This window comes from Sinorhizobium glycinis, from assembly GCF_001651865.1.
Classification (GTDB): domain Bacteria; phylum Pseudomonadota; class Alphaproteobacteria; order Rhizobiales; family Rhizobiaceae; genus Sinorhizobium; species Sinorhizobium glycinis.
Map to the genome: position 1 here is coordinate 330,910 of NZ_LPUX01000061.1, position 25,498 is coordinate 356,407.

At 62.7% G+C, this 25,498-nt stretch carries 24 protein-coding genes; 13 read left to right on the forward strand and 11 right to left on the reverse strand.

What is annotated here, in order from left to right; genetic code table 11:
* The first annotated feature begins 22 nt into the window (after positions 1-22).
* From AU381_RS17105 to ligA, 3 genes are all read left to right on the forward strand, one after another.
* Complete coding sequence (locus tag AU381_RS17105) at positions 23-889, forward strand: outer membrane protein assembly factor BamD (RefSeq protein WP_064242936.1); 867 nt, start codon at positions 23-25, stop codon at positions 887-889.
* Between the two features lie 35 nt (positions 890-924).
* Complete coding sequence (gene recN / locus AU381_RS17110; protein WP_064242937.1) at positions 925-2,598, forward strand: DNA repair protein RecN; 1,674 nt, start codon at positions 925-927, stop codon at positions 2,596-2,598.
* A 64-nt stretch (positions 2,599-2,662) separates the two neighbouring features.
* Positions 2,663-4,816, forward strand: coding sequence for an NAD-dependent DNA ligase LigA (gene ligA, locus AU381_RS17115; protein WP_064242938.1), 2,154 nt, complete (start codon positions 2,663-2,665; stop codon positions 4,814-4,816).
* A gap of 434 nt (positions 4,817-5,250) precedes the next feature.
* Here ligA and AU381_RS17120 read toward each other — a convergent pair whose 3' ends face one another.
* A complete protein-coding gene (locus AU381_RS17120; RefSeq protein ID WP_064242939.1) occupies positions 5,251-5,652 on the reverse strand; it encodes a VOC family protein in 402 nt (133 codons plus the stop codon).
* A gap of 293 nt (positions 5,653-5,945) precedes the next feature.
* Here AU381_RS17120 and panC point away from each other — a divergent pair, with 293 nt between their 5' ends.
* Complete coding sequence (gene panC / locus AU381_RS17125) at positions 5,946-6,821, forward strand: pantoate--beta-alanine ligase (RefSeq protein ID WP_064242940.1); 876 nt, start codon at positions 5,946-5,948, stop codon at positions 6,819-6,821.
* A 2-nt stretch (positions 6,822-6,823) separates the two neighbouring features.
* The gene (panB, locus tag AU381_RS17130) at positions 6,824-7,645 is read left to right on the forward strand and encodes a 3-methyl-2-oxobutanoate hydroxymethyltransferase (RefSeq protein WP_064242941.1); all 822 of its coding nucleotides are present in this window, start codon (positions 6,824-6,826) and stop codon (positions 7,643-7,645) included.
* Between the two features lie 92 nt (positions 7,646-7,737).
* Here the strand turns inward: panB and AU381_RS17135 are convergent, their stop codons facing one another.
* Positions 7,738-8,208 (reverse strand): Imm8 family immunity protein, encoded by a 471-nt coding sequence (locus tag AU381_RS17135; RefSeq protein ID WP_206743868.1) that lies wholly within the window; start codon positions 8,206-8,208, stop codon positions 7,738-7,740.
* 123 nt (positions 8,209-8,331) lie between these two features.
* Here AU381_RS17135 and AU381_RS17140 point away from each other — a divergent pair, with 123 nt between their 5' ends.
* The 3 genes from AU381_RS17140 (at position 8,332) to AU381_RS17150 (ending at position 9,725) form a co-directional block, all read left to right on the forward strand.
* A complete protein-coding gene (locus tag AU381_RS17140; RefSeq protein WP_064242943.1) occupies positions 8,332-9,048 on the forward strand; it encodes an AzlC family ABC transporter permease in 717 nt (238 codons plus the stop codon).
* Between the two features lie 3 nt (positions 9,049-9,051).
* Positions 9,052-9,360, forward strand: a complete 309-nt coding sequence (locus tag AU381_RS17145; protein WP_064242944.1) for an AzlD family protein — start codon at positions 9,052-9,054, stop codon at positions 9,358-9,360.
* Positions 9,361-9,485: 125 nt separating this feature from the next.
* Positions 9,486-9,725 carry a hypothetical protein gene (locus tag AU381_RS17150; RefSeq protein ID WP_064242945.1) on the forward strand — a complete coding sequence of 80 codons (240 nt, stop codon included), beginning with the start codon at positions 9,486-9,488 and terminating at the stop codon, positions 9,723-9,725.
* A 327-nt stretch (positions 9,726-10,052) separates the two neighbouring features.
* Here AU381_RS17150 and AU381_RS17155 read toward each other — a convergent pair whose 3' ends face one another.
* From AU381_RS17155 to AU381_RS30330, 4 genes are all read right to left on the reverse strand, one after another.
* A complete protein-coding gene (locus AU381_RS17155) occupies positions 10,053-11,888 on the reverse strand; it encodes an aminopeptidase P family protein (protein ID WP_064242946.1) in 1,836 nt (611 codons plus the stop codon).
* 527 nt (positions 11,889-12,415) lie between these two features.
* Complete coding sequence (locus tag AU381_RS17160; protein ID WP_064242947.1) at positions 12,416-13,291, reverse strand: 50S ribosomal protein L11 methyltransferase; 876 nt, start codon at positions 13,289-13,291, stop codon at positions 12,416-12,418.
* 136 nt (positions 13,292-13,427) lie between these two features.
* The gene (locus AU381_RS17165; protein WP_064242948.1) at positions 13,428-14,027 is read right to left on the reverse strand and encodes an SCO family protein; all 600 of its coding nucleotides are present in this window, start codon (positions 14,025-14,027) and stop codon (positions 13,428-13,430) included.
* Positions 14,028-14,165: 138 nt separating this feature from the next.
* On the reverse strand, positions 14,166-14,324 hold the full coding sequence (locus AU381_RS30330; protein WP_082910104.1) for a hypothetical protein: 159 nt from the start codon (positions 14,322-14,324) through the stop codon (positions 14,166-14,168).
* A gap of 245 nt (positions 14,325-14,569) precedes the next feature.
* On the opposite strand from AU381_RS30330, the gene AU381_RS17170 reads away from it, so the two are divergent.
* The 4 genes from AU381_RS17170 to AU381_RS17185 all read left to right on the forward strand — a co-directional run bounded on the left by AU381_RS17170 (position 14,570) and on the right by AU381_RS17185 (position 18,373).
* Complete coding sequence (locus AU381_RS17170) at positions 14,570-16,639, forward strand: methyl-accepting chemotaxis protein (protein WP_064242949.1); 2,070 nt, start codon at positions 14,570-14,572, stop codon at positions 16,637-16,639.
* A gap of 2 nt (positions 16,640-16,641) precedes the next feature.
* A complete protein-coding gene (locus tag AU381_RS17175) occupies positions 16,642-17,106 on the forward strand; it encodes a chemotaxis protein CheW (RefSeq protein WP_037415530.1) in 465 nt (154 codons plus the stop codon).
* A 287-nt stretch (positions 17,107-17,393) separates the two neighbouring features.
* Complete coding sequence (locus tag AU381_RS17180) at positions 17,394-17,777, forward strand: hypothetical protein (protein ID WP_064242950.1); 384 nt, start codon at positions 17,394-17,396, stop codon at positions 17,775-17,777.
* Between the two features lie 293 nt (positions 17,778-18,070).
* Positions 18,071-18,373, forward strand: coding sequence for a hypothetical protein (locus tag AU381_RS17185; RefSeq protein ID WP_064242951.1), 303 nt, complete (start codon positions 18,071-18,073; stop codon positions 18,371-18,373).
* A 66-nt stretch (positions 18,374-18,439) separates the two neighbouring features.
* Here the strand turns inward: AU381_RS17185 and AU381_RS17190 are convergent, their stop codons facing one another.
* Together AU381_RS17190 and AU381_RS17195 are read right to left on the reverse strand one after the other, a co-directional pair.
* Complete coding sequence (locus AU381_RS17190) at positions 18,440-18,940, reverse strand: CreA family protein (protein ID WP_064242952.1); 501 nt, start codon at positions 18,938-18,940, stop codon at positions 18,440-18,442.
* Between the two features lie 187 nt (positions 18,941-19,127).
* Positions 19,128-20,366 carry a GGDEF domain-containing protein gene (locus AU381_RS17195; RefSeq protein ID WP_064242953.1) on the reverse strand — a complete coding sequence of 413 codons (1,239 nt, stop codon included), beginning with the start codon at positions 20,364-20,366 and terminating at the stop codon, positions 19,128-19,130.
* Between the two features lie 427 nt (positions 20,367-20,793).
* Between AU381_RS17195 and AU381_RS17200 the strand changes: the two genes are divergently transcribed.
* A complete protein-coding gene (locus tag AU381_RS17200) occupies positions 20,794-21,255 on the forward strand; it encodes a GNAT family N-acetyltransferase (protein ID WP_064243133.1) in 462 nt (153 codons plus the stop codon).
* Positions 21,256-21,264: 9 nt separating this feature from the next.
* Here the strand turns inward: AU381_RS17200 and AU381_RS17205 are convergent, their stop codons facing one another.
* The 3 genes from AU381_RS17205 to AU381_RS17215 all read right to left on the reverse strand — a co-directional run bounded on the left by AU381_RS17205 (position 21,265) and on the right by AU381_RS17215 (position 25,310).
* Positions 21,265-23,928, reverse strand: coding sequence for an ATP-dependent helicase (locus AU381_RS17205; RefSeq protein ID WP_064242954.1), 2,664 nt, complete (start codon positions 23,926-23,928; stop codon positions 21,265-21,267).
* 127 nt (positions 23,929-24,055) lie between these two features.
* Positions 24,056-24,466 (reverse strand): carboxymuconolactone decarboxylase family protein, encoded by a 411-nt coding sequence (locus tag AU381_RS17210; RefSeq protein WP_064242955.1) that lies wholly within the window; start codon positions 24,464-24,466, stop codon positions 24,056-24,058.
* 22 nt (positions 24,467-24,488) lie between these two features.
* Entirely contained in the window at positions 24,489-25,310 is an 822-nt protein-coding gene (locus AU381_RS17215; RefSeq protein WP_064242956.1) for a cyclase family protein, read from the reverse strand.
* Positions 25,311-25,498: the final 188 nt, after the last annotated feature.

A 25,498-nucleotide genomic window follows, 5' to 3' on the forward strand; every position in this document is an offset into this window, starting at 1 on the left:
GTAGGTGAAACGGGAATATCCGATGGTCCTTGCAGTTTCTGTTGACATGAGAAAATCGGTGCGCGTCGTCGCCGTGGTCCTTGCGGCTGTCGCCGGCTCGAGCCTGATCACCGCCTGCCAGAATGACCCGGATATCGATATTACCAAGCTCACTGCGGAGACCGATCCGCCGGAGGTGCTCTATAACCAGGGCCTCGCCAACCTGAATGCCGGCAAGACGACGGAAGCGGGGCGCAAGTTCGAAGCGATCGACCGGCAGCACCCGTTCTCCGAATATGCCCGCAAGGCGCTGGTGATGAACGCCTTCGTCGCTTATCGCAACGGTCAGTATCAGGACGCCATCAACGCCACCAACCGCTATTTGAACCTCTACCCGCAGTCGGAGGACGCGGCCTACGCACAATATATCCAGGGCCTCGCCTATACGAAGCAGATCCCGTCGGTGACGCAGGACCAGAAGCCGGCCACCAGGGCGATCGAGGCGATGCAAGCGGTGGTCGACAAGTATCCGGACTCGGAATATGTCGACGACGCGCAGTCCAAGATCCGCTTTGCTCGAGACCAGCTCGCCGGCAAGGAAATGCAGGTCGGCCGCTACTATCTCGAGCGCAAGGAATATCTTGCCGCCATCTCGCGTTTCCGCGTCGTCGTCGAGCAGTATCCGAACACCAACCAGGTCGAGGAAGCGCTGGCGCGTCTCGTCGAGGCCTATTTCTCCATGGGCGTGACGGCGGAGGCGCAGACTGCCGCGGCGGTTCTCGGACACAACTACCCGGACAGCCAGTGGTACGCCGATTCCTACAAGCTGCTGCAGTCGGGCGGTCTCGAACCGCGCGAAAGCGGCACGTCCTGGATTGCGCGCGCGGGCAAGAAACTCATCGGCGCCTGATAGCCTCGGCGCTCCCAACGAAGATATGACACCGGATGCTCGCCCAGCTATCGATCCGCGATATCGTCCTGATCGAACGGCTTGACCTCAGCTTCGACGCGGGGCTCTCGGTGCTGACCGGCGAAACCGGCGCGGGCAAATCCATTCTTCTCGACAGCCTGTCGCTGGCGCTCGGCGGCCGCGGCGACGGTTCGCTCGTGCGCCATGGCGAGGACAAGGGGCAGGTGACTGCGGTCTTCGACGTTCCGCCCGGCCATGCGGCGCGGCTTCTCTTGCGCGAAAACGGCATCGACGACGACGGCGACCTGATTTTCCGCCGGGTGCAATCGGCCGATGGCCGTACCAAGGCCTTCATCAACGACCAGCCGGTGAGCGTGCAGCTGATGCGCCAGGCCGGGCAGGTGCTCGTCGAAATTCACGGGCAGCACGACGACCGGGCGCTCGTCGACATCGACGCGCACCGCGCTCTGCTCGACGCCTTCGGCGGCACCACCGAGGCGGCGGCAGAGATAGGGGTGCTCTATCGCGCCTGGCGGGACGCCGAGCGGGGGCTGAAGAAACACCGCGAGCGGGTGGAGGCGGCAGCGCGCGAGGCGGACTACCTGCGCTCCTCCGTCGAGGAACTCGAGGCACTGGCACCGCGGGACGGCGAGGAGGAAGAACTCGCCGAAAGCCGGGCGCGCATGATGAAGGTCGAGCGCATTGCCGGCGACATCAGCGAGGCGTCGGAGTTCCTGAACGGCAATGCTTCGCCTGTGCCATTGATCGCCTCGCTGGTGCGACGGCTCGAGCGCAAGAGCCACGAGGCGCCGGGTCTGCTGGAAGAGACGGTGGAGCTTCTGGACGGGGCGCTCAACCACCTCTCAGACGCGCAGATGGCCGTGGAGCGGGCGCTGCGCAACACCGAATTCGACCCAAAGGAACTGGAGCGCGTCGAGGAGCGGCTCTTCGCGCTGCGTGCCGCCAGCCGCAAATATTCGGTTCCCGTGACCGAACTGCCGGCGCTTGCCGTCCGGATGATCGCCGATCTCGCCGATCTCGACGCCGGCGAGGAGAGACTGAAGCAGCTCGAAATGCAGGTGGCCGAGGCGAGGGTGGCATTCGACGCCGCAGCGCGCGCGCTATCGGAAAAGCGCCACAACACGGCGACCGCGCTGTCGGCGGCCGTCATGGAAGAACTGCCGGCGCTGAAGCTCGAGCGGGCCCGCTTCATGGTCGAGGTCGCCAGCGATCCGAATTCGCCGTCGGCCGAGGGCATCGACGTCGTCGAGTTCCATGTGCAGACCAATCCCGGCACCCGGCCGGGACCGATCATGAAGGTCGCCTCGGGCGGCGAACTTTCCCGCTTCCTGCTGGCCCTGAAAGTGGCGCTCGCCGACCGCGGTTCGGCGCCAACGCTGGTCTTCGATGAAATCGACACGGGCGTCGGGGGCGCCGTGGCGGATGCCATCGGCCAGCGGCTGAAGCGGCTTTCCAAGACCGTCCAGGTGCTTTCCGTCACGCACGCACCGCAGGTCGCCGCGCGTGCCGCGACTCATCTCCTAATCTCGAAGGGGCCATCGGCACAAAGAGCCGAAATGATCGCGACCCGCGTCGCCCGCATGGACGACGAGGCGCGCACCGAAGAAATCGCCCGTATGCTCGCCGGCGCCTCGATCACCGAGGAGGCGAGGGCGGCGGCGGCGCGGTTGCTGGCGGGCAACGGCTGATCGCACCACTTTTCTTTCTCGCCGGTTGTTCTACAAAACGACTCCCAATCCGGAGTCGCCATCCATGCTGAACGAGAAGAAACCCGTCGAGCAACTGACAGAAACGGAAGCGGCCGAGGAGCTCGCCTTCCTCGCCACGGAGCTCGCCCGCCATGATGCGCTCTATCACGGGCAGGATGCGCCGGAGATCTCGGATGCGGACTATGACGCCCTGAAGCGCCGCAATGATCTGATCGAGGAGCAGTTTCCCGCGCTGATCCGTGAGGATAGCCCTTCGAGGAAGGTCGGTGCTGCACCGTCGCTGACCTTTCAGCCGGTTGTCCATGCCCGGCCGATGCTGTCGCTCGACAACACCTTTTCCGACGAGGACGCCCGCGATTTCGTCGCCGGCGTTTACCGCTTCCTGGGCAAACTCCCTGACCACTCGATCGCCTTTACCGCCGAGCCGAAGATCGATGGGCTTTCGATGTCGCTGCGCTACGAAAACCGCAGGCTGGTCACGGCGGCGACGCGCGGCGACGGGACGACGGGCGAGAATGTCACCGCCAATATCCGCACGATCCGCATGATCCCGCAGACCTTGCCGGCCGATGCGCCCGATGTCGTCGAAATCCGCGGCGAGATCTATATGGCGAAATCCGATTTCGCCGCGCTCAATGCCGAAATGGCGGCGCAGGGCAGGCCGCTCTACGTCAACCCGCGCAACACGGCATCCGGTTCGCTGCGGCAGCTCGATCCCAAGGTGACGGCGAGCCGCAAGCTGCGGTTCTTCGCCTATGCGTGGGGCGAGATTTCCGCCATGCCGTCGGAAACGCAGTTCGGCATGGTCGAGACCTTCAAGGCCTGGGGATTCCCGGTCAATCCGCTGATGCAGCGTTTGTCGTCCGCAGACGAACTGCTTGAGCATTATCACCATATCGAGCGCGCGCGCCCGGATCTCGACTACGATATCGACGGCGTCGTCTACAAGGTCGACCGCCTCGACCTGCAGGCGCGGCTGGGCTTCCGCTCGCGTAGCCCGCGCTGGGCGACGGCGCACAAGTTCCCCGCCGAGCAGGCCTTCACGCGCCTGAAGGGCATCGACATCCAGGTCGGTCGCACCGGCGCGCTGACACCGGTCGCGCGGCTGGAGCCGATCACTGTGGGGGGTGTGGTCGTCACCAATGCGACGCTGCACAACGAGGACTATATCCGCGGCGTAGGCAACAGCGGCGAGCCGATCCGCGAAGGGCGGGACATCCGCATCGGCGACATGGTCATCGTCCAGCGGGCGGGCGACGTTATCCCGCAGATCGTCGATGTGGTGATCGACGAGCGGCCGGCGGGGGCGGAGCCCTACAGGTTCCCCGCCACCTGCCCGGTCTGCGGCAGCCATGCGGTTCGCGACATCAACGAGAAGACCGGCAAGGTGGACGCGGTGCGCCGCTGCACGGGCGGCTTCGTCTGCCGGGCCCAGGCGGTCGAGCACCTGAAGCATTTCGTTTCGCGCCACGCCTTCGATATCGAAGGGCTCGGTTCGAAGCAGATCGAGTTCTTCTTCGAGAGCGACGACCCGACGCTGTCGATCCGCACGGCGCCCGACATCTTCACGCTCGAGCGCCGGCAGGAAGCGTCGCTCACCAAGCTCGAGAATATCGACGGCTTCGGCAAGGTCAGTGTGCGCAAGCTCTATGAGGCGATCAATGCCCGCCGTACGATCGCGCTCCATCGCTTCATCTATGCGCTCGGCATCCGCCATGTCGGCGAGACGACGGCTAAGCTGCTGGCGCGGTCCTATGGCACCTATCAACACTTTGGCGCGGCGATGGTCGAGGCAGGAAGCCTTGCCGGCGACGCCTGGAACGAGCTCAACAGCATCGAGGGTATCGGCGAAGTCGTGGCCCGTGCCATCGTCGAGTTCTACAAGGAGCCCCGCAACCTCAAGGTTGTTTCCGACCTTCTCGGAGAAGTGACGCCGGAGAGCGCCGAAGTGCGGGTCGCGGCGGACAGTCCCGTCGCCGGCAAGACGGTGGTCTTCACCGGTTCGCTCGAAAAGATGACGCGCGACGAGGCGAAGGCGAAGGCGGAGAGCCTCGGGGCCAAAGTGGCGGGCTCGGTCTCCAAGAAGACCGATATCGTCGTCGCCGGTCCGGGCGCCGGCTCGAAGCTCGACAAGGCCCGCGAGCTCGGCGTTCAGACCATGGACGAGGACGAGTGGCTGGCGCTGATCGGCGGGTAACGACTGGAAGACGCTAGAACCGAGCGGCCACTTCCGTTCGCCACTGCATGGTTTCCTCCTTAAATCAAAGGCGATTTAAGGAGGAAACCATGCAGCTATTCAAAGAGCTACAGCGACTTTTGCGCGTCTGATCACCGTGCACGACAATAGCCTGATCGGGCTTGGCGGATGCTTTTCCGCCCTCATCCCTGTGCTTTTCACAGGGATCCAGCAGCGTCCGCGGCGCGGAAGAGTCTTTACAGCCCAAGGACTTGGGCTGGCTGGATTCCTGCGACAAGCACAGGAATGGGGCCCAAAGAGAGGCCCAGCCGCTGTAGGCGGTGGCGCGTCGGCCTGTGCATGGATTCTCTGGTCAAGCCCGAGGATGACCCGATAGGGGAAACCCGCGTGGCAAACAGCAACGTGGGCAATCAAGTCCCGGGAGCGCCGACTGATCAGCCCTGTTGCGCCGACATGTCCATCCACATGAACTCCCAGACATGGCCGTCGAGATCCTGGAAGCTCACGCCATACATGGAGCCGTAGTCGATCGCCGGCTTCCACGGCTTGCCGCCGGCGGCGATCGCCTTGTCGAACATCTCGTCGCATTCGGCCCGGCTCCCAGCTGAGAGGGCAGTGATGACTTCCGTGGTCCTCGCCGTGTCGCTGATCTCGCCGACAATAAAGCTGCGGAATTTCGGCTCCGTCAGAAGCATGGCGAAAATATTGTCGTCGATGACCATGCAGGCCGCGGTGTCGTCCGAGAACTGCTCGTTGAAGGTGAAGCCGAGAGAGGAGAAGAAGGCCCGGGAGGCTTTCAGATCCTTGACGGGCAGGTTGACGAAAATCATGCGCATGGGGTGCTCCTCGGAGTTGTTGATGCGCCAAGGACGAAGGCAAGTGGCCTCTGCCGACAGGTATGCGATTTTTTATCTGGCGTCGGGAATGCGGCTTTCAAGTGTTAGGTCACCTGAGTCTGCCTGTAACTGGTGGGCCGCCCTGCACACCATTTCCGTTTGTGTTTTTGCGCTGCACAAGATAGACCTTGCAGCCAAAATTTATGCAATTGCCTTTTCGCGGGGCTGGCTGCTCGCCATATCAGCGAAACGGGACGTTTCTTTCCCGTCCCGGCGGATTGGAGGGTCCGGAGATGAAGACGATAAGCACCATCGCCGGGTTGCGCGCAGCCCTTGCCGAGCACCGGCGCGGCGGTAAATCGATCGGCCTGGTTCCCACGATGGGCTATCTCCATGTCGGTCATATGGAACTCGTACGGCGCGCCCGCAGCGAGAATGACGTGGTCGTGGCCAGCATTTTCGTCAATCCGCTGCAGTTCGGCCCGAACGAGGACCTCGCCAAATATCCGCGCGACCTTGCCCGCGACGAGAAGATGCTTGCCGAAGGCGGCGTCGATTTTCTCTTCGCGCCGGGGGTTTCGGACATGTACCCGCATCCGATGGAGACCGTGGTCGACCTGCCGAAGCTCGGCTCCGAGCTCGAAGGCTCGGTGAGGCCCGGGCATTTTGCCGGTGTCGCGACGGTCGTCACCAAGCTCTTCAATATCGTCCAGCCGGATCGGGCCTATTTCGGCGAGAAGGATTTCCAGCAGCTCCAGATCATCCGCCGTATGGTCGAGGACCTCGCCCAACCCGTGAGCGTCGTCGGTGTGCCGACGGTGCGGGAAGCCGACGGGCTCGCCTGCTCTTCACGCAACGTCTATCTGACGGCGGACGAGCGCCGGGCCGCCGCGATCGTGCCGAAGGCACTGGACGAGGCCCAGCGGCTGGTCGCGAGCGGCGTCACCGAGCCGGCTGCTCTTGAGAAAGGCGTCACCGAATTCCTTTCGAGCGAACCGCTGGCGCGACCGGAGGTCGTGGCGCTGCGCGATCCGGAAACGCTCGAGCCGATCAGCGAGGTCGGCGAGAAGCCGGTGCTGCTCTTGCTCTTCGTCCGCTTCGGTACGACGAAGCTGCTCGACAATCGCGTCATCGCTCCAAAATCCGTCCGTTTTGCAAAGGTTGCCTGAGAATGAGCGTCCAGACCACGAAGCGGCGGCTGAGCCCCGCCAGTATCGAAGCCTTGAAGGGCGACCGTCCGATCGTCAGCCTCACCGCTTATACGACGCCGATCGCTCGGCTGCTCGATCCGCACGTCGACTTCCTGCTCGTCGGCGATTCGCTCGGCATGGTGCTTTACGGCCTCGACACGACGGTCGGCGTCACCCTCGATATGATGATCGCCCATGGCCAGGCGGTGATGCGCGGCTCCGAGCGATCCTGCATCGTCATCGATCTTCCCTTCGGCTCCTATCAGGAATCGAAGGAACAGGCCTTCCGCAGCGCGGCGCGCATTCTGAAGGAAACCGGCTGTAGCGCTGTGAAGCTCGAGGGCGGGGCAGAAATGGCCGAGACGGTCGATTTCCTCGTCAGCCGCGGCATTCCGGTGCTAGGCCATGTCGGCCTGATGCCGCAACTGGTCAACACCACCGGCGGCTATCGCTCCGTCGGGCGCAACGAGAAGGAAGTGGCGAAGATCCGCCGCGACGCCAAGGCGATCGATGACGCCGGAGCCTTTGCGATCGTCGTCGAAGGCACGGTCGAACCGGTCGCCCGGGAGATTACCACGACCCTGCGTTGCCCGACCATCGGCATCGGCGCATCGCCCGCTTGTGACGGCCAGATCCTCGTCTCCGACGACATGCTCGGCATCTTCAACGACTTCAAGCCGCGCTTCGTGAAGCATTTCGCCGAGCTCGCCCCGGCGATCTCAAAGGCAGTTGAAGATTACGCCAACGAGGTCAAGGCCCGCACGTTCCCCGGGATCGAGCATACGTTCCAGGTAAAGCGTTGAAGGAGAGTGAAGCGTCCTCTCTTTTTTCGAAGCGTCGAACTTCGTTGTCGCTTTCACTCCCGAGCGGACGATTCCGCAATCTGACCTAAGTGTTAGCTGTTCAGCTTCCGCAATGTTTCTTCATTGTACATCCCGTCGAACTCCCAATGGAAATATCTTCGGAGATTTACCGTGCATTCGTACCAGGTGCTCGCCTCGCTGTTCTGAAGGATGCGATTGAGCTCCTCTTTGAGCGCGAGGAAAGAGTACCTATGGAAGAACAGAACCTTCGTTTGGGTTACGAACACACTGTCGTTGGTGGAGACAACGCACGAGAACCAATCGAACGATGCGCTTCCAGCAACACCTATCTCGATGGAAAATTCAAAGATGACGTTGAACGGGTCCGTTGCCTCGAATCCCTTCTGCTTATCAAAATCAAAAACCCAATCTGATCCAGGAATGTCGCCGGAGGTTCCGCTTCCCAATACGAGACTCAATTTCTTTCCGCTCGAACTCGACATATGTGTTCCCATTAAATCACCGCCTCGTGTGCGGCCAGATTTCGGCGATCCGGAAGCCATCATAAAATTCAATCAGAGCATCAGTGCAATTGAATTGTCCCGGCGCCTCGCAAGTCCTATCTGTCCGGCGGGCGTCTATCGGATGTAGCACGCGCACAGCGAGCTTGCCGCGGGAGAGTATTCATGAACAGAGACGAGTTCCGCGAGGGCGTGCGCGGTGGCTTTCCGATCATGGTAGCGGCGTCGCCGTTCGGCGCTTTGTTCGGGGCGCTGGCCGTCGACAACGGCTTTAGTATCGCCGATGCGGTGTTCATGAGCGCCGCGGTCTATGCCGGTGCAAGCCAGATGGTCGGCATCGAGCTGTTCGGCAACAATGTCCAGCCCTGGCTGGTGGTGCTCTCGGTTTTCGCCGTCAACTTCCGCCACGTGCTCTATTCGGCCTCGATCGCCAAACACATCCGTCACTTCACGCTGGTCCAGAAGTTCTTCGCCTTCTTCCTGCTGATCGATCCGCAATATGCGGAGAGCGAGAGGCGGGCCGAGCGCGGACTTCCAGTCAGCTTCTCCTGGTATCTCGGCTTCGGCCTGATCATCTATTTCCCCTGGCTCGTCAACACGGCAATCGGCGCAGTCTTCGGGCAGTTGATCGGCGATCCGAAGGCGATCGGTCTCGACGTGCTCTTGCCGATCTATTTCCTTGGGCTGGTGCTCGGCTTCCGCAAGCGCGACCGCTTTCTGCCTGTTGTCGCGGTCAGTGCGTTCGCCTCGGTTGCGGCCATGCATTTCGTCGGTTCGCCATGGCATGTCAGTATCGGCGCGCTCGCCGGCGTCCTGCTTGCGGCCTGCCTGCCGCAGGAACCGGGGCGAAGTGAAATGCCTGCCGTGGAAAAGGAGGCCTGAGCCTTGGACGCCCAGCAGCTCAATCTGATCTATCTGATCATCGCCGCCGCAATCGCTACTTTCGCCACCCGCGTCGGCGGCTACGTGTTGATCACCCAGTTGAAGCACATCCCCCCACGCGTCGAGGCGGCGCTGAACGCGGTTCCTGCGGCCGTGCTGACGACACTTGTCGCGCCCGCCTTCGTCTATGGCGGTTACGACGTCGCCGCCTCGATGCTTGTCGCCTTCGCGGTCGGCCTGCGCTTCTCCACACTTCGAATGCTGCTCGTCGGCTGGGTTGCCGTGATGACGATCCGTCACCTGATCCTGTAGGTAAGTTGCTGCGAGCAGACATCCTATTGGTTGCGAGTGCGGTGCATTGGCGCGGGCACAGTCCTGGACTATCATTCCGTCAATGCCGGAGAGGCATCTGCCCCTCCGGGCATGGAGGAGCGACAATGATTACCAGGATCTCGATTGCCCTTATGCTGGCGCTCGCGCCTCTCTCCGCCTTTGCCAATTCCTGCCCCAGTCAGATGGCCGCGATCGACGCGGCTATTCCGAACGCCTCTCTTTCCGAGGCAGACATGGCCAAGGTCAAGGAGTTGCGGGCAAAGGGCGAGCAACTGCACCAGTCCGGCGATCACGCCGGTTCGGAGGCAGCACTCGGCGAAGCCAAGAAAATGCTCGGAATTTGAATGGAGAAGCCGGGCTTCGTCCCGGCTTTTCACCCTTCCTCTACTGCGCGTTTCCTTAAATCGTGGCCAATTCAAGGATAAGACATGCAGCGCTCAACAGTGCTAGAGCGATCTTTGCGCGTCTTATAGACGCCCGCGTTGCCGAGAGGAAAAAACGGAGATTTGTGTGTAATCCAGTAAAATTCTCGGGTTACACAGGAGCGCCGGGGTGCATATAACGGCGTCGTTGGTAGAGACATCGAACCTCCCAACGGAGGCCCGGCTGCCCCCTGTAGCCCCAGCCCACGCCGCCGGGCCTCCCTGCCAACCACCACACGCCAAGCTGACTCAGCGTGAAACCGGTTCCGTTGCGGCCTTCAGCCATTTGCGCGTTTCGTCGCCAGCGATGAGCGGCATCAGCTTGTCCCGCGTTTGGGCGTGATACTCGTTCAACCAGGTGAGTTCCTCGTCGGTCAAGAGGGACGGCAGAATGAGCCGGCGATCGATCGGGCAGTAGGTCAGCGTGTCGAAGCCGAGCATCGGCTGGTCGCCGCCTTCGATTTCCGAAGCTTCCCGGACGACGACGAGGTTTTCGATGCGAATGCCGAAGGCGCCGGGTCGATAGTAGCCGGGCTCGTTGGAAAGAAACATGCCGGGCAGCAGTTCCTGGGTAGCAAGCCGGGCGATCCGTTGCGGGCCTTCATGGACCGAGAGGTAGGAGCCGACCCCGTGGCCGGTGCCGTGCGCATAGTCGGCGCCCGCCTTCCAGAGCGCGATGCGAGCCAGCGGGTCGAGATCGACGCCGCGCGTGCCCTTGGGGAAGCGGGCCGTGCTGATCGCGATCATGCCCTTCAGCACAAGCGTGAAAAAGCGCTTCTGCTCCTCCGGCACGCTGCCGATTGCGACTGTGCGGGTGATGTCGGTCGTGCCGTTGATGTATTGCGCGCCCGAATCGATCAGGAACATGGTCCCCGCTTCGATCGGCCGGTCGGTGTCCGTCGTCACTCGGTAATGCATGATCGCGGCGTGTGAGCCGGCGCCGGCGATCGTGTCGAAGGAAATGTCCTTCAACGGGTTCTGCATGCGCTCGCCGGCCGTGGCGCGCACCGCCTCCAGCTTCTGCGCCGCGCCGATCTCCGTCACACTGCCGGGCTCGCTCTTGTCGAGCCAGGCGAGGAATTCGACCATCGCCGCGCCGTCCTGCAAATGCGCGCGCAGCGAACCGGCGATCTCTGCAGCGTTCTTGCGGGCGCGGGGCAGGCGGGCGGGATCGGCGGCCTCGATGACGGCGCCGCCCCCCGAGCGGATCAGTTCGCCGATCGCGAAGGGTGCGAGATCCGGATCGATCATGATTGCAGCGCCGGTCGACGCGAGGGACTCGAGCCGATCGTCGAAATCCCCGGGGGGTGCGAGATCCGCAAGCTGCGTCAGGTAAGCCTCCTGTTCGATGCCGGTCTTGCGCTTGTCGAGGAAGAGCTCGGCGCGACCATCCGCATGAATGATGGCGCGCGCCAATGGATGCGGCGTGTGCGGCACGTCGCTACCACGGATGTTGAAAGTCCAGGCGACGGAGGAGGGGTCGGTCAACACCACCGCGGCCGCCTTGGTCTTTTCAACCGTCGCGGCAATCGCGGCGATCTTGTCCTTCGCCAGTCGACCCGCATGCTCGAGCGGCTGGATGGTCACGCGGCCGAGCGGAGCCGCAGGCCTGTCGGTCCAGAGCCGGTCCAGCGGATTGTGGTCGAGGAAAACCAGCGCGCCGCCGATTGTCGCGAGGGCCTTTTCGAGCCGGCGGACCTCCGCCGCTGTGTGCAGCCAGGGATCGAGGCCGAGACGGAAACCCTTCGGCGCCTGCGCCTCCAGCCAGGCATGCGGCGGCGCGCCAACGAGGTCACCGCCGGCAAAAACGCTGCCATCCACCTGTTCCGTCAATTGGGTCACGTAGCGGCCGTCGACGAACACGATCGCTTCACGCAGCGTGACGAGCGCCACGCCAGCCGAGCCGGTAAAGCCGGTCAGCCACGAAAGCCGTTCCGATGAGGCCGGTACATATTCGCCCTGAAACTCGTCGGCACGCGGCACGAGAAAGCCGTCAATGCCGAGCGGCGCGAAAGCGGCGCGCAGGGCGGTGGTCCGCTCCTTGCCGAACTGGGGCGTGGAGGTGACATCGAAGGACTGAAACATCATTAATTCCAATAGGCTTGGCGGAGAACCGCAGGGAAGGGTGGCGCCATGTTAACGGAAATGGCGCTTGGGGGGGAAGAGGCGACATCCTGCCATGAGCACCCGGCAAAGGCGGCCCTCCGCTTTGTCCATTTATCATACATATGCGCATCATGCATGGCTCCCATGCGGCAATGCACCTTTCTCTATTGAAATAATAGGGTATAAGGGCGCCAACGAACACGGACGAACGTCCGGCAGTTCAAAAGACTGCAGTTCCGAGATCATTGGTCATCTGTTCTCCTCCTCCCTCAGGGTGGCCAATTTCGGAACGGTAGAGCCCGCTTGAGCGCTCCTCCTCCTCAAGCTCGCGGGCATGGTCGGTCACAAGCCGGCCAGCAGGCGATGCTCCGGCATCGCCTTTGTTTCGGAAAGGCCGCCCGCCATGATGGCTCGGGCGGCCTTTTCGTTTCCGGGCTATCGAGCGGAGTTGCACGGCGGCATGAAAAAGCGCCACTCGGCGGCGCTTCCTGCAAGAGGACAGGAGCCTATTTCGTCAGGTGGATCGTCACCCAGCCATTTCTCCAGATCGTGCGCACATGCTTGAGCCGTTGGCCGTTATAAGCCGCGAGCACTTTCCAGCGCTGTTCGGCGAGGATTCCGGAAAGGATGACCGAGCCGCCGAGAGCGAGATTGGCGACGAGCTCAGGGGCCATCTTCATCAGCGGCCGCGCCAGGATATTGGCAATGATGAGGTCGAAGGGGGCGTGTGCGCCGAAGGCTGTCGAATGAAAGCCGGGCGCGGTCGCGAAGGTCAGGCCGGCGACGACGCCGTTGCGGCGCGCATTCTCGCTTGCAACACGGGTTGCGACCGGATCGATGTCCGTCGCCAGCCCCCGCACATGCAGGAGCTTCCAGGCGGCAATCGCCAGCACGCCGCTTCCAGTGCCTAGGTCGAGGACGTTGCCGACGCGCCGCGAGCGCGCGACCGAGGCAAGCATCTCCAGGCAGCCGGCGGTCGTGCCGTGATGGCCGGTGCCAAAGGCCTGCCCGGCATCGATTTCGATGGCGATCTCGCCCGTCCGCACCTTGTCGCGATCATGGGAGCCATGGACGACGAAACGGCCGGCACGCACGGGGGCGAGACCCTCCAGCGACTTGGCGATCCAGTCAATATCCGGGAGGACCTCGCGCTCCATCGGAAGGTGGCTGAAATCGGCGGCGAGCGCATCGGCAAGGCGGGATTTCACGCTCTCCTCTTCGTCCGCCATCATATAGACAGAGGCTTCCCAGACGTCGCGCTTCTCGTCGATTTCCATCGTCGCCACGGCGTAACCTTCTTCTTCGAAGGTCACGCTCATGACGTCGAGAATGGCTGCCGCCTGTGTCTCGGTGGTGGTGACGAAAAGACGTATCTCGCTCAAGGTTCTTTCCTTCGGCTGCCTACTGTAGCGGCAATTGGGCGTCTCAATCAGGCGCGCGAGGGTCGCCGCTATCATGATTGGCTCACAAACGCAAAGCGCCGGATTGACCGGCGCTTTGGACGGAATGGAGCCGCGATCAGCCCCTTACGAGGTTTTCAAGCTTCTTGACGGCGGTTTCGGGGTTTTCGCCATAGGAGATCGTGCCGCTGAATCTTCCATCGGCGTCGAGCAGGAAGACCGAAGCCGTATGGTCCATGGTGTAGTCGCCATCGGGCTTCGCTTCGTCGACCGGAACCTTCTTGTAGTAGACGCGGTAGCCCTTGACCATTTCGAGAACCTTGTCCGGCGGGCCGGAAATGCCGGTGATGCGCTTCGACACGTTGGAGACGTACTGGCCGAGGATTTCCGGCGTATCCCGTTCCGGGTCGACCGTGATGAAATAGGCCTGCAGTGTCTTGCCCTCCGGATCGACCTTTTCGAGCCAGGCGTTCAGTTCGAACAGCGTCGTCGGGCAGACTTCGGGGCAATGAGTGAAGCCAAAGAAGAGCGCGGTCGGCTTACCGGTGAACGCCTTCTCGGTGATCGGCTGGCCGTCCTGGGCGACCAGCGTGAAGGGCACGCCGAAGGGGCCGGACGACGCCTGTTGCTTCGACTGGGTCATGTCGTAGGTGAGCCAGCCCAGAAGGGCCATCATCACGAGGATGGCTGCCCAAAGGGCAATGCGTATCGACTTCATCATTGCCACCGTCTGCTGTGGCCGCATGCCGGCCGCCGAGTGAACACGAGACTCTGATAGCGTTTCGCCCTCGGCGGCGCAAAGGCACAATTGCCGCAGGCTTACGCTCCGTCAGCGGTTAGGAATTGCTCCCGCCCTTCAGAAGCACCATGAAACGCCCGTTTGGGCGAGCGCGAGGAAGATATCCGCCCCATGGGCGAGCCAGCCCTGGAAGGCGAACAGGCCGACAACCGCGAGCGCGCCCGTGAGAAGGGCGAGGACGAGAGGAGAAAGCGATCTATTCGTGTCCGTGCGCATGCCGCGATCATAGCATCATGGAACGGCAAGGAAAGAGGTGCTACCCGACCGAGACATCATGGAAAGGGGGGACGTGTATTAGCGAATGTTTAAGGTCTCTTTGACACTGTCGACGAACGCGGAGAAGTACACCACTTCAATATGACATGAGGTCATCCGGTTGATCGGGCCCGGCTATCCGCATCGATCGCAACGGAGGACCACGCTCGCGCCGGGCAGGTCCATATGTCACGGACTGCCACTCGATGACGACCTCTCCTTCTGAAAAGCGCACCCTCTCGGTCAGCCAGCGGCTGGCGACGCTCGCGGCTGCGGCCTTTCTTGGTTTTGGCTCCCTGATCGGGGTCGGCTTTTACCAGAATAGCCTCTCGGAAGCGGCCCTCGAGAAGGCGATCCTCGCAGAGCACGGCATGAAAGTAGCCGATGAGATGCGGTATGCGAGCATAGAACTGGTGCTGATCGCCATGGATACGATCATCGACCGCCAGGAACGCAAGATCCAGCCGGAACGCGCCGCACAAATAAAGGCGTCACTCGAACTTCTCGACGCGCACATGCCGGATCTCGAGGCCCTGGCGCGCCTGCTTGGCAAATCTGAACGTCTCGCGAGTTTCGAATCCGACCTCGCTGAACTCCGAAAGGCGATCGAAGTCGACCTGAAGGCACTGGTGGAGTCCGGTGCTCCGGCGGAGGATTTTGCTCGCCTCGATGATGCGATAGACGGCGGCGGCGAGCGCATGGGCGTCCTCCTTACCGAAGTCACGGACGCTTCGGCCAAGCTTGCCTCGGTGCGCACCGAGGAGGCGCGTGCCGCATCGACGAACGCGCTCCTGATGCAGGCGGTGGTCGGTGTCCTTGCCATGGGGAGCATGCTAGCGCTGATCTGGTTCCACGGAAACGCGCTTCGCCGCGGTATCCTCGGGCTGCGCGACAGCATGCAGCGCATCCATTCGGGCGATCTCACCTCGAGCGTCGCAGCCCTCGAGCGTGGCGACGAAATCGGCGAGATGGCCCGGTCGGTGGACCTGTTCCGGACCGCCGCAATCGAGAAGCGTTCGCTCGAACGGAATGCCGCCGCGAGCCGAGACGAAATGGAACAGGAGCGCGAGCGCAGGGCTGGCGAGCGCGAGCAGGCGGTCGGGCGCATCAAGGGCGCGGTGGATGCCCTCGGGCGGGCACTCAACCAACTCGCCGAAGGCAATCTCGCAGTCGCCATTCACGAGCCCTTCGAGGAGGGGCTGGACACGTTGCGCCGCGACTTCAACAACACGGTCGAACGGCTGAGCCATGTCCTGGGCAACGTAAAGGAGAACGTGGTCTCGATCGACTCCAACGGCCGACAGATGCGCAGCGCCGCCGACGACCTGGCACGGCGGACGGAAAGGCAGGCAGCTTCGCTCGAGCAGACGTCGGCAGCCCTGGAGGAGATCACCGTTACCGTCAAAACGGCGACCAACCGCGCCGAAGAGGCAAGCCGCATGGTCGGCGAGACGCGCGTCAAGGCCGAGGAATCGGGCCGCATCGTCGGCGAGGCCATCTCCGCAATGGCTCGTATCGAGGGGGCCTCCAACGAAATCGGCAAGATCATCAACGTCATCGACGAGATTGCCTTCCAGACCAATCTTCTGGCGCTCAACGCCGGTGTTGAGGCGGCGCGGGCCGGCGAGGCCGGCAAAGGCTTTGCCGTCGTCGCTCAGGAAGTCCGCGAGCTCGCGCAGCGTGCCGCCGGGGCAGCGAAGGACATCAAGGCGCTGGTTACGCGCTCGGGTGACGAGGTCGAAACCGGCGTCAAGCTGGTACAGGCGACCGGCGACGCGCTTGGACGTATCGGTGCAAATGTTGTGCTCATCAATGAACACATGAGCTCAATCGTGCTGGCGGCGCGCGAGCAGTCGACCGGGCTCAACGAGATCAATGCCGCGGTCAGCCAGCTCGACCAGATGACGCAGCAGAATGCCGCAATGGTCGAACAGACCAATGCGGCGAGCCACACCCTCGCTCAGGACGCGGAGAACCTCAGCGATCTCCTGAGCCAATTCCGCAACGGCCAGGTACGCGAAACGACGATGCGGGCCGCCGCTCCGGCAGCGGCGGCGCCATCGATCAAGACAAGCCCGGCAAGGCCCAACACCCAGCCCGGCGCAAGCAAGGCTGCGGCAAAGCCGGTCGCACTCCGCCAGCCGACGGCCGCGCAGGCATCCGCCCGTCCGGCTCCATCTCCCGCCAAGGCGCTCATGGGCAAGCTGGCGGGCGCTTTCGGAAACACATCGGCCGCGGTGCCCTCGGCCTCCGGTGACAATTGGGAAGAATTCTGATCATGAGCAACGCAATCAAGCAGTCCGGCGCCTACCTCGAAATCGTCTCCTTCCACCTGGGCGACCAGGAATTCTGCATCGACATCATGGCGATCCGCGAAATTCGGGGCTGGGCACCGGTGACGCCGATGCCGCACACGCCGCCCTATGTGCTCGGTCTCATCAACCTGCGCGGCGCGGTGATTCCCGTCATCGATATGGCGTGCCGGCTCGGCATGAAGATGACCGAGCCGTCGGAGCGGTCGGCGATCATCGTCACCGACATCAACGGCAAGCTCGTCGGCCTGCTGGTCGAGCAGGTTTCGGACATGATGACGATCCGCAGCGAAGACCTCCAGCCGGCGCCGGAAATCATCCCGGAAGCCCAGCGTGCTTTCTGCCGCGGCATCGTCGCGCTCGAGAAGTCGATGGTCTGCTTCCTCAACCTCGATACCGTCATTGCCGACGAATTGGCCCAGGCCGCATAGCTTCACACGGTCGTTGTGCCGAATGCCTGCAGGGCCCGCGAGAGCGGGCCCTTTTGCGTGGTGCGACGAGGAAGCGGCGGTTCGAAAGGATGAATAGGAGCTGCCCATCAGGTTGCCGCGGCGTGATCCGAATTACAGGGGAGTGAGCCAACGTGACGAGTTGTCGAAGGCTGGCGAGGAACACCTGCACTGGAATCGAGTTATGGCACATGCAGCATCGGTGAGGAGCCCTTACAGTCGCAGCGTCCGTTGAAACTGGATGCTGAAACGGACACAGGAGCAATGCCATGAGAGTTTCCTTGAGAACATCACTCGCCGCATTCGTCCTCTCAGCCGCTTTTGCCGGAGCCGCCGCGCCGTCATTTGCGAATGGCTTTTACCAGGGCATCGACTCGCATCACCCGCCGGGGACGCAGAACACAGGGTCGATGTTCGTTCCGATGGTTGAGCGCCCCTACTACGTCGATCGCAGCGTCTATGTCGATCCGGCGCCGACCGGCAGTATCTACGTCCACCCGGCGCCGATGGGCACCATCTATGTTGAGCCGGTGCCGATGCGCCGATTCAGCGGATCGCCTTCTCAGCTCCGCGAGCGCTACGAGAACGAGTACCAGGGTGGCGGCCAAGGCGATTACTACCAGGGCATTATCCCTCCCGCTCCGGTTCCCTGAGCGACAAGTGGCCGGCAAACCAGCCGGCCTGTTCTATCGACGTGAGCGCTCGCGCGGTTTCGCCGGTCGAGGACAGCACCTCGCGCATCGAAGCCCGCCACGGCGTCAAGTTAAAGTTGCTTAATCTCCATCACGGTTGCAGGAGCAATCGTGACGAAACATTGACTGCGCTGAGGAAGCCAGGGCTCCGAAAGGTGTTATGCTGGTAACTGCAGCATTCGCAGGAGGCCGTATGCTGCCATTGTTGCATCCGTCAGAGGCGAGGATGCTGAACGGAGATAGGAGCTAACGTTATGAGATTCTCTCTAAGAACATCATTCGCCGCATTCGTCCTCTCGTCCGCGCTTGCCGGTGTTGCCGCACCGGCATACGCGGACAGCTATTACCAGGGGATCGATTCGAATAATCCTCCGGGAACGCAGAACCGTACCCGCGTGCTGATGCCCCGCAGTGCCGCCCCGTCGAACGTCGACGTCATGCCCACGGGCAGCATCGACGGCCAGCGCGTTTTCCCGGCTGGACGTGGTATCTACCGGGAAAGATACGAGGCAGGCGAGGGCCAATATTATCGCGGCATCATTCCGCCGACACCCTGAGGCCTGGAGGTCAAGTCCAGGTGCGAGGGGAATTTCTGCCGCCGCGATTGATCGCGGCGGCAGCATCTATTGGGGCCGGCCCTTTTCCCAAGTGACGGTCTGGCCGAACAGCGGAACGGTGGTGATCGACATCTTGGCGGACCCGTCGGTCAGTTGGCGCGAATGCGCAAGATAGATCAACGTGTCATTGGCCTTGTCGTAGATGCGGGTCACGAGCAGATCCTTCCAGATCAGCGACAGGCCGGAACGGAAGACTTCCTCTCCCTCGCTGGACAGATCGATATCGCCGATGGAGATTGGCCCGGTTTGGCGGCAGGCGATCGAATTGTTCGAGGGATCCTCGAACCAGTTGCCGTTCTTCAGCCGATCGATGACGCTGCGGTCGAAATAGGTGACGTGGCAGGTGACGCCGCCAATCTTCGGATCGCGCACGGCATCGATCTTGATATCGTTGCCGAGCCAGTCGACGCCGACCTTGCCCACCGTCTCGGCGTTGGCAGGCTGGGTGGCCGCGGCGGTCAGGGCGAGCGAAGCGGCGAGAAGCAGTGAGCGGGTGCGGCGGGACATGGGTATCCTCCATTACAGCGCCGCGCGTCTTGTCAGACGCGCAAAGGTCGCTGTAGCACTTTGATTTGCTGCATGTCTTTGTCCTTAAATCGAGGTCGATTCAAGGAGACATGCAGTAGGCAGCACCGTTCACATAGGTGGCAGCGCCGGCAATGCAAGACGGCAGGGCCCGTGCTGCTTCGGCCTCTCATGCGCTATGGCGCAATTGATCCCGATGGGTGGCGTCACCCTGTCGTAGTTGCGCGGCAGCCGCTGCCAGTACCCGGGCGCTGGCATCGATTTGGCGGTGCTTGGCGATCGAACAGCGATCACGTCCATCGGCCTTGGAATCATAGAGTGCCATGTCCGCGCGGATCATCACGTCCATGATCGTGTCGCCGGGCGCCGCGGCGGCAATGCCGATGCTGACCGTCAAGCGGATGCGCTGATGCGCCCGACCGACCGGCGTGTCGCGCACGGCGAGGCAGATCGCCTCGGCGACGGCGGCGGCCTGTTCTTCCGTATGGTCCGGCAGCACGATCCCGAATTCCTCGCCGCCGATGCGCCCGAAAATACCGCGTCCATCGAGGAATGCGGAAACGGTCTCGACGAAATGGGCGAGCGCCATGTCGCCGCAAGCATGGCCGTAATGGTCGTTGATCTGCTTGAAATAGTCGAGGTCGAGCTGAAGGAAGGCAGCCGGACGATGGTGCGTGAGACAGGCGGCGATCGTTTGTTCTCCGTCTTCGATCAGCGCTCTGCGCGACAGGGCGCCCGTCAAGGGATCGCGTGCGAGCATCGTCCTCAGACCGGCAATGACGCGATTCTCGATCGTAAGGATCACCGCGACGAAAAGAGCGGGAAGGAAGAAGACCTGCAGGAAGGCGAGGGAGTAGTCGAAGATGGGCGATGCGGGCGAGGCGGGGAGGTCAAGGGAGGTTTCGGAAGCGGAACCTATGCTGCGAACGAGCCCCGCAAAGGCGATCGCCAGCAAGCCGGCGGCCCCGGCTCGGAGCGCCGGCTTGCCTCTCGCCTGTCCATCAAGAATTGGGAGGCCGATGACGGCGAGGAAAGCCGCGCCGCAGCCGGCGATGATGATCATGTGTGCGCCGAAGCCGTCTTGATCGCCCGGATCGATGAGAAGGCCGGCCGTGCCGGCCGCAAATGCGAGCGTGGCACAGAAGCCAATCGAGACCGATTGGTCGACGAGCCGGCGAAAGCCGAGAAAAATGCCGAAGATGGCAAGGATCATCGCCGCATAGCCGGCAATTGCGGCGAGCGGAACGCTGAACGATGTCGCCGCCATCAACAGAGCCGTTGCAATCGCCGATAGTGCGCAGGCGATCGAGAATTCTCGGACGCCTGCCGTCTCGGAGCTTCGCAGTCGTAGAAGGGCGGGCAGGAGTATCAAATGCGCAGTGATCGATATGGCAGGGAAAAGGCTCATTTCGAAACGGCCTGTCGTGCTAAAATAAAGGGGGTGGCTCTCTGGCCAGCGGTATGCGTAGTCAAATTCGTAGCCGCGCCGTGTTAACGAAGGTCGGCGAAATTTGCTGCAATTTGAACGTTTCGGCTTTCTCGCATTGGTTGCGGATGAGAATTTTGGGCGGCGGCAATGGATCCGGATCCCCGGGGGTGGATTCTCGGCCGATGCATTGAGTCTGAATGGCCGATCACCCTCGCGACGTGCATCGGTTCGACCCGTCAGATGATGGTCCAGAGTGGGCCGGGAGAGCGGACGAAACAAAGTGGGAAGTGCTTCTCCGGGTTCAGGTGACAATGAGTGATGAGCGTCACGCGGCTGCCACATGGACCGCGCCGATCTCTCGGTTTATGCTGTCGCCCCCGTAACGGCCTTTCCGGTGGGTTCGACAATGAGCGAAAACCTTTCCATCCGCCCGGTCGTCCGGAGCGACTACGACCAGTGGCTGCTGCTCTGGGAAGGCTACAATGCCTTTTACGGACGCTCGGGCGAAAGCGCGCTCGCTCCCGATATCACCCACATGACCTGGTCGCGCTTTTTCGATGCCTATGAACCGGTGCATGCCCTGGTTGCCGAGAACAAGGGCCGGCTGGTCGGGCTCACGCACTTCATCTTTCACCGCACCACCACCGCGATCCAGCCGAATTGCTATCTCCAGGACCTCTTCATCAACGAGGCGGCCCGCGGCATAGGGGTTGGCGAGGCGCTGATCAACGGTGTCTTCGAAGCGGCACGACGGGCAGGCACCTCGCGCGTCTACTGGCTGACGCACGAGACGAACCTCAAGGCGATGCGGCTCTACGACAAGGTGGCCGAGAAATCCGGCTTCGTGATGTACCGGATGGCGATTTGAGGGCGCCCCTCACACCCTTTCCACAAATCCATCCAGGACGCGCTTCTGACCGGCGCGGTCGAAATCGATCGTCAGCTTGTTGCCTTCGATCGCGGCAATGTTGCCGTTGCCGAATTTCAGGTGGAAGACGCGGTCGCCGACATTGAAGCGTGAGGGTTCCGCGGTCGTCGACTTGGCGACAAGTTCGCCCTCGATCATACGGGTGCGGGGGCCGGACTCGCCGTAGCCGATGCGCTCGACGGCGTGGCCGGAGCGGGTGCCCCAATTCTCGCGGGTGGCTTCCGAGCGGTGCTGCTGGGCGCGCTTCCAGCCCGGCGTCTGGTAAGTGTTCTCGAAGGGATCGGCCTTATCGAAGCGCGATTGGCCGTAGCCGCCGCGATTGTAGCCGCCATAGGAGACATCCTGTTCGGCGACTTCGACATGATCGACCGGCAATTCGTCGAGGAAGCGCGAAGGCATTGTCGTTTGCCAGAGGCCGTGGATGCGGCGGTTCGAGACGAACCAGATGTGGCAGCGGCGCTTGGCGCGGGTGATGCCGACATAGGCGAGGCGGCGCTCCTCCTCGAGACCGGCGCGGCCGCCCTCGTCCAGCGCCCGCTGATGTGGGAACAGCCCTTCCTCCCAGCCCGGCAGGAAGACGGTGTCGAACTCCAGGCCCTTGGCCGAATGCAGCGTCATGATCGACACGGCATCCATGTCCTCGTTCTGCTCGGCATCCATGACCAGTGCGACATGCTCGAGAAAGCCGCGCATCGATTCGAAGGCTTCCATCGAGCGGATCAGTTCCTTGAGGTTTTCGAGACGCCCCGGCGCTTCGGCGGACTTGTCGGCCTGCCACATCGCTGTGTAGCCGCTCTCGTCGAGGATCTGCTCGGCAAGCTCGGTGTGCGGCGTCGTCTCGAGCAATGTCTGCCAGCGGCGGAAATCGGTGACGACGTCGAACAGCGCCTTGCGTGCCTTCGGCTTCAATTCGTCGGTCTCGATGATCTCGGCCGCGGCGGCAAGCATCGGGATGTCGCGGGCGCGCGCATAATCGTGCAGGGTGCGAACGGTGGTGTCGCCCAGTCCGCGCTTCGGCGTGTTGACGATGCGTTCGAAGGCGAGGTCGTCGGCCGGTTGGCAGACGAGGCGAAAATAAGCCATGGCGTCGCGGATTTCGAGCCGTTCGTAGAAACGCGGGCCGCCGATGACGCGGTAGTTGAGGCCGAGGGTGACGAAGCGATCTTCGAATTCACGCATCTGGAAGGAGGCGCGCACCAGGATCGCGATGTCGTTCAGATTGTGTTTCTTGCGCTGGAGCTGCTCGATCTCCTCGCCGACGGCGCGGGCTTCCTCTTCGGAGTCCCAGGCGGCGTGGACATGCACCTTCTCGTCGTCCGGATGGCTGCGGTCGGTGAAGAGCGTCTTGCCGAGGCGGCCCTCGTTATGGGCGATCAGATGCGCGGCGGCGCCGAGAATATGCTCGGTCGAGCGGTAGTTGCGCTCCAGCTTGATGACCTTGGCCCCGGGGAAGTCCTTCTCGAAGCGCAGGATGTTGTCGACCTCGGCGCCGCGCCAGCCGTAGATCGACTGGTCGTCATCGCCGACGCAGCAGATGTTGACGTGGGGCTTTGCCTCGGTCGTGCCGTGGGATTTCCCCCTAGTGCCGTGGGATTTCCCCTCCCCAAGCCCTCCCCACAAGGGGGAGGGGCTACCTTGCCGCGCCGCCGTGTCCTCATCCCTCACGTGCAATGTGGAAACGGAGGCGGCCGCACCGCCTTGCCCCTCCCCCTTGTGGGGAGGGGTTGGGGAGGGGTTTTCTTGAGGAGCTTGGTTTTTTCCCTGCTTTCCCTGCGGCCGCTGTGCCAAGAGCCGCAGCCACATATATTGCGCCGTGTTGGTGTCCTGGTACTCGTCGACGAGGATGTATCTAAACTTGTCGTGATAGTCCTTGAGCACGTCCGGATTGGCGCGGAACATGCGGATCGGATGCAGCAGCAGGTCGCCGAAGTCGCAGGCGTTGAGCGTCACCAGCCGGTTCTGATAGGCGGCATAGAGCTCACGGCCCTTGCCGTTGGCGAAGGCGCGGGCGTCGCCCTCCGGGATATGCGCCGGGTCGAGGCCCTTGTTCTTCCATGTGTCGATCATGCCGGCGAATTGCTTGGCCGGCCAGCGCTTGTCGTCGAGGCCTTCCGCCTGGATGAGCTGCTTGATGAGGCGCACCACGTCGTCGGTATCGAGAATGGTGAAATCGGACCTCAAGCCGACGAGCTCGGCATGGCGGCGCAAGAGCTTGACGCCGATCGAATGGAAGGTGCCGAGCCAGGGCATGCCTTCGACCGCATGGCCGACGAGCACGCCGATGCGCTCCTTCATCTCGCGCGCCGCCTTGTTGGTGAAGGTCACCGCGAGGATCTGCGAGGGGTAGGCGCGGCCGGTCGAAAGGATATGGGCGATACGGGTGGTGAGAACCCGCGTCTTGCCGGTGCCGGCGCCGGCGAGCACCAGGACCGGGCCTTCGAGCGTTTCAACGGCCTCGCGCTGTTCCGGGTTGAGCCCGGAGAGATAGTCCGGTCGCTGTGCCTTGTCGCGGGCGGCCATGGCGCGCGCGGCGATGCCGCCGGCGGCAGGCGGGGGTTTGCGCGGCGCCGGCTCCTCGTCGAAGAAGGGAATGTCGTCGAAACCTTTGCTCATGCGGCCCAATGTAGTGATTCGGGACCGAAAGGCCAGAAAGGATGTTCTTCTTTTATTCCGGAATCTCGGCGGAACTCGTCAAGCCTGTGGAAAGACTGGCGTTTTCAGCGCCTGTGTTTCGATGTCGCTATCGTTCGGCCGCGGCGTCGAAGGCCGGATCGACCGGAACCTGCAGTGCGGTTGCCAGCTGGTTGGTCTTGGCGGCGAGCGAGATGACGCGCAGCAGATCGGCGTGTTCAGCCTCGCTCATGCCTTTCGCCTTTGCGGCGACCGTGTGCGAGTGGATGCAATAACCGCAGCCATTCGTGACGGAAACGGCGATATAGAGCATCTCCTTGACCAGCGGGTCGAGCGCCGAGGGCATCGCCATGACGGCCTTGACCTCCGCCCAGGTGCGCTCCAGCAGATCCGGATCGAAGGCGAGCCAGAGCCACATATTGTTGATGAAGTCCGACTTGCGCGTCGCGCGAATGTCGTCGAAAACCGCCTTGACTCGCGGGTTCGATTCCGGGTCGGACGGCGGGGCGACGGTGCTCATGCTCTTTTCCTTCCCGCGCTGCTCACACGAGGGCGAAGACGCGCGCCGGGCCGCCGGTGCCGCCACGGTGCTTCGGCGCGCCGAGAACGAGCGTCGCGCCCTTGGCCGGCAGCTTGTCGAGATTGGCTGTGGCTTCCAGGCCCCAGCGGCCTTCCGGCAGCCAGGCGCGATGCGTGGCGAAGTCAGGCGAAATGCCATGGTCGAGCGACAGCGTGTCGACAGCGATCCCAGCGGCGTTCGCCTCCTCGAGCAGAAACCTGGCGGCTTCGACATGGAAGCCGGGGAAATGCAGCTTGCCCCCGCTATCGGCATTGCGGAACTCGTCGGTGCCGAGATGAGCCGCCCAACCGGAGAGCATGGCGACGCAGGCGTTTTCCGGGATATCGCCATTGGCGGCGATCCATGCCTTGATATCCTCGGGTGTGACTTGCGCGTCCGGATTGGAAGCCGCTTTCTCGCGGATATCCACGACGCAGAGCGGCACGACGAGTTTTGCCACCGGCAGCTCGGCGACCGAGAGGCCATCGGCGGAGAAATGCAGCGGCGCGTCGACATGGGTGCCGGTATGTTCGTTCACCCGGAGTTCGAACAGATTGAAAGTGTGTTCGGCGAAGTTGAACTTCTGATCGCGGAAAAATTGCTGCTGGCCGAAGAAGGTCGGAAACTCCTCATGGAGTTCATGAGTGAGGTCGGTGACGTTTGCGTGGCCGGCAGCGAGCGCCGGCGGCGCGATCCCCGTGCCGGCGGCCGCGATGCCCGCCGACGCGACAGCTGCGGCGCGGAAGAAGCTGCGTCGCGACAACATCTCCTGCTTTACGGACTCGATAACGCATGCATCGCACATGTGCTTACTCCCGTTCCTCAACGTGCGGTTTCAATGAGGCAGAATAGCCGAGCCGCGGCGGCTGTAAACATCGATAGTTCAGCGAAACGGTGTCATTATTCGAGGGGTGCGAGCGCCATGATCCGGTCAACAAATTCTGCTTTCATTACAAATGCGTAATGATGGCGTTCCGAGATTGCCCGAAGGCG

Coding starts and splice junctions, on each gene's coding strand:
- AU381_RS17105 (WP_064242936.1), top strand. CDS start 23: ATGGTCCTTGCAGTTTCTGTTGACATGAGAAAATCGGTGCGCGTCGTC.
- recN (WP_064242937.1), top strand. CDS start 925: ATGCTCGCCCAGCTATCGATCCGCGATATCGTCCTGATCGAACGGCTT.
- ligA (WP_064242938.1), top strand. CDS start 2,663: ATGCTGAACGAGAAGAAACCCGTCGAGCAACTGACAGAAACGGAAGCG.
- AU381_RS17120 (WP_064242939.1), bottom strand. CDS start 5,652: ATGCGCATGATTTTCGTCAACCTGCCCGTCAAGGATCTGAAAGCCTCC.
- panC (WP_064242940.1), top strand. CDS start 5,946: ATGAAGACGATAAGCACCATCGCCGGGTTGCGCGCAGCCCTTGCCGAG.
- panB (WP_064242941.1), top strand. CDS start 6,824: ATGAGCGTCCAGACCACGAAGCGGCGGCTGAGCCCCGCCAGTATCGAA.
- AU381_RS17135 (WP_206743868.1), bottom strand. CDS start 8,208: ATGGCTTCCGGATCGCCGAAATCTGGCCGCACACGAGGCGGTGATTTA.
- AU381_RS17140 (WP_064242943.1), top strand. CDS start 8,332: ATGAACAGAGACGAGTTCCGCGAGGGCGTGCGCGGTGGCTTTCCGATC.
- AU381_RS17150 (WP_064242945.1), top strand. CDS start 9,486: ATGATTACCAGGATCTCGATTGCCCTTATGCTGGCGCTCGCGCCTCTC.
- AU381_RS17155 (WP_064242946.1), bottom strand. CDS start 11,888: ATGTTTCAGTCCTTCGATGTCACCTCCACGCCCCAGTTCGGCAAGGAG.
- AU381_RS17165 (WP_064242948.1), bottom strand. CDS start 14,027: ATGAAGTCGATACGCATTGCCCTTTGGGCAGCCATCCTCGTGATGATG.
- AU381_RS30330 (WP_082910104.1), bottom strand. CDS start 14,324: ATGCGCACGGACACGAATAGATCGCTTTCTCCTCTCGTCCTCGCCCTT.
- AU381_RS17170 (WP_064242949.1), top strand. CDS start 14,570: ATGACGACCTCTCCTTCTGAAAAGCGCACCCTCTCGGTCAGCCAGCGG.
- AU381_RS17175 (WP_037415530.1), top strand. CDS start 16,642: ATGAGCAACGCAATCAAGCAGTCCGGCGCCTACCTCGAAATCGTCTCC.
- AU381_RS17180 (WP_064242950.1), top strand. CDS start 17,394: ATGAGAGTTTCCTTGAGAACATCACTCGCCGCATTCGTCCTCTCAGCC.
- AU381_RS17185 (WP_064242951.1), top strand. CDS start 18,071: ATGAGATTCTCTCTAAGAACATCATTCGCCGCATTCGTCCTCTCGTCC.
- AU381_RS17190 (WP_064242952.1), bottom strand. CDS start 18,940: ATGTCCCGCCGCACCCGCTCACTGCTTCTCGCCGCTTCGCTCGCCCTG.
- AU381_RS17195 (WP_064242953.1), bottom strand. CDS start 20,366: ATGAGCCTTTTCCCTGCCATATCGATCACTGCGCATTTGATACTCCTG.
- AU381_RS17200 (WP_064243133.1), top strand. CDS start 20,794: ATGAGCGAAAACCTTTCCATCCGCCCGGTCGTCCGGAGCGACTACGAC.
- AU381_RS17205 (WP_064242954.1), bottom strand. CDS start 23,928: ATGAGCAAAGGTTTCGACGACATTCCCTTCTTCGACGAGGAGCCGGCG.
- AU381_RS17210 (WP_064242955.1), bottom strand. CDS start 24,466: ATGAGCACCGTCGCCCCGCCGTCCGACCCGGAATCGAACCCGCGAGTC.
- AU381_RS17215 (WP_064242956.1), bottom strand. CDS start 25,310: ATGTGCGATGCATGCGTTATCGAGTCCGTAAAGCAGGAGATGTTGTCG.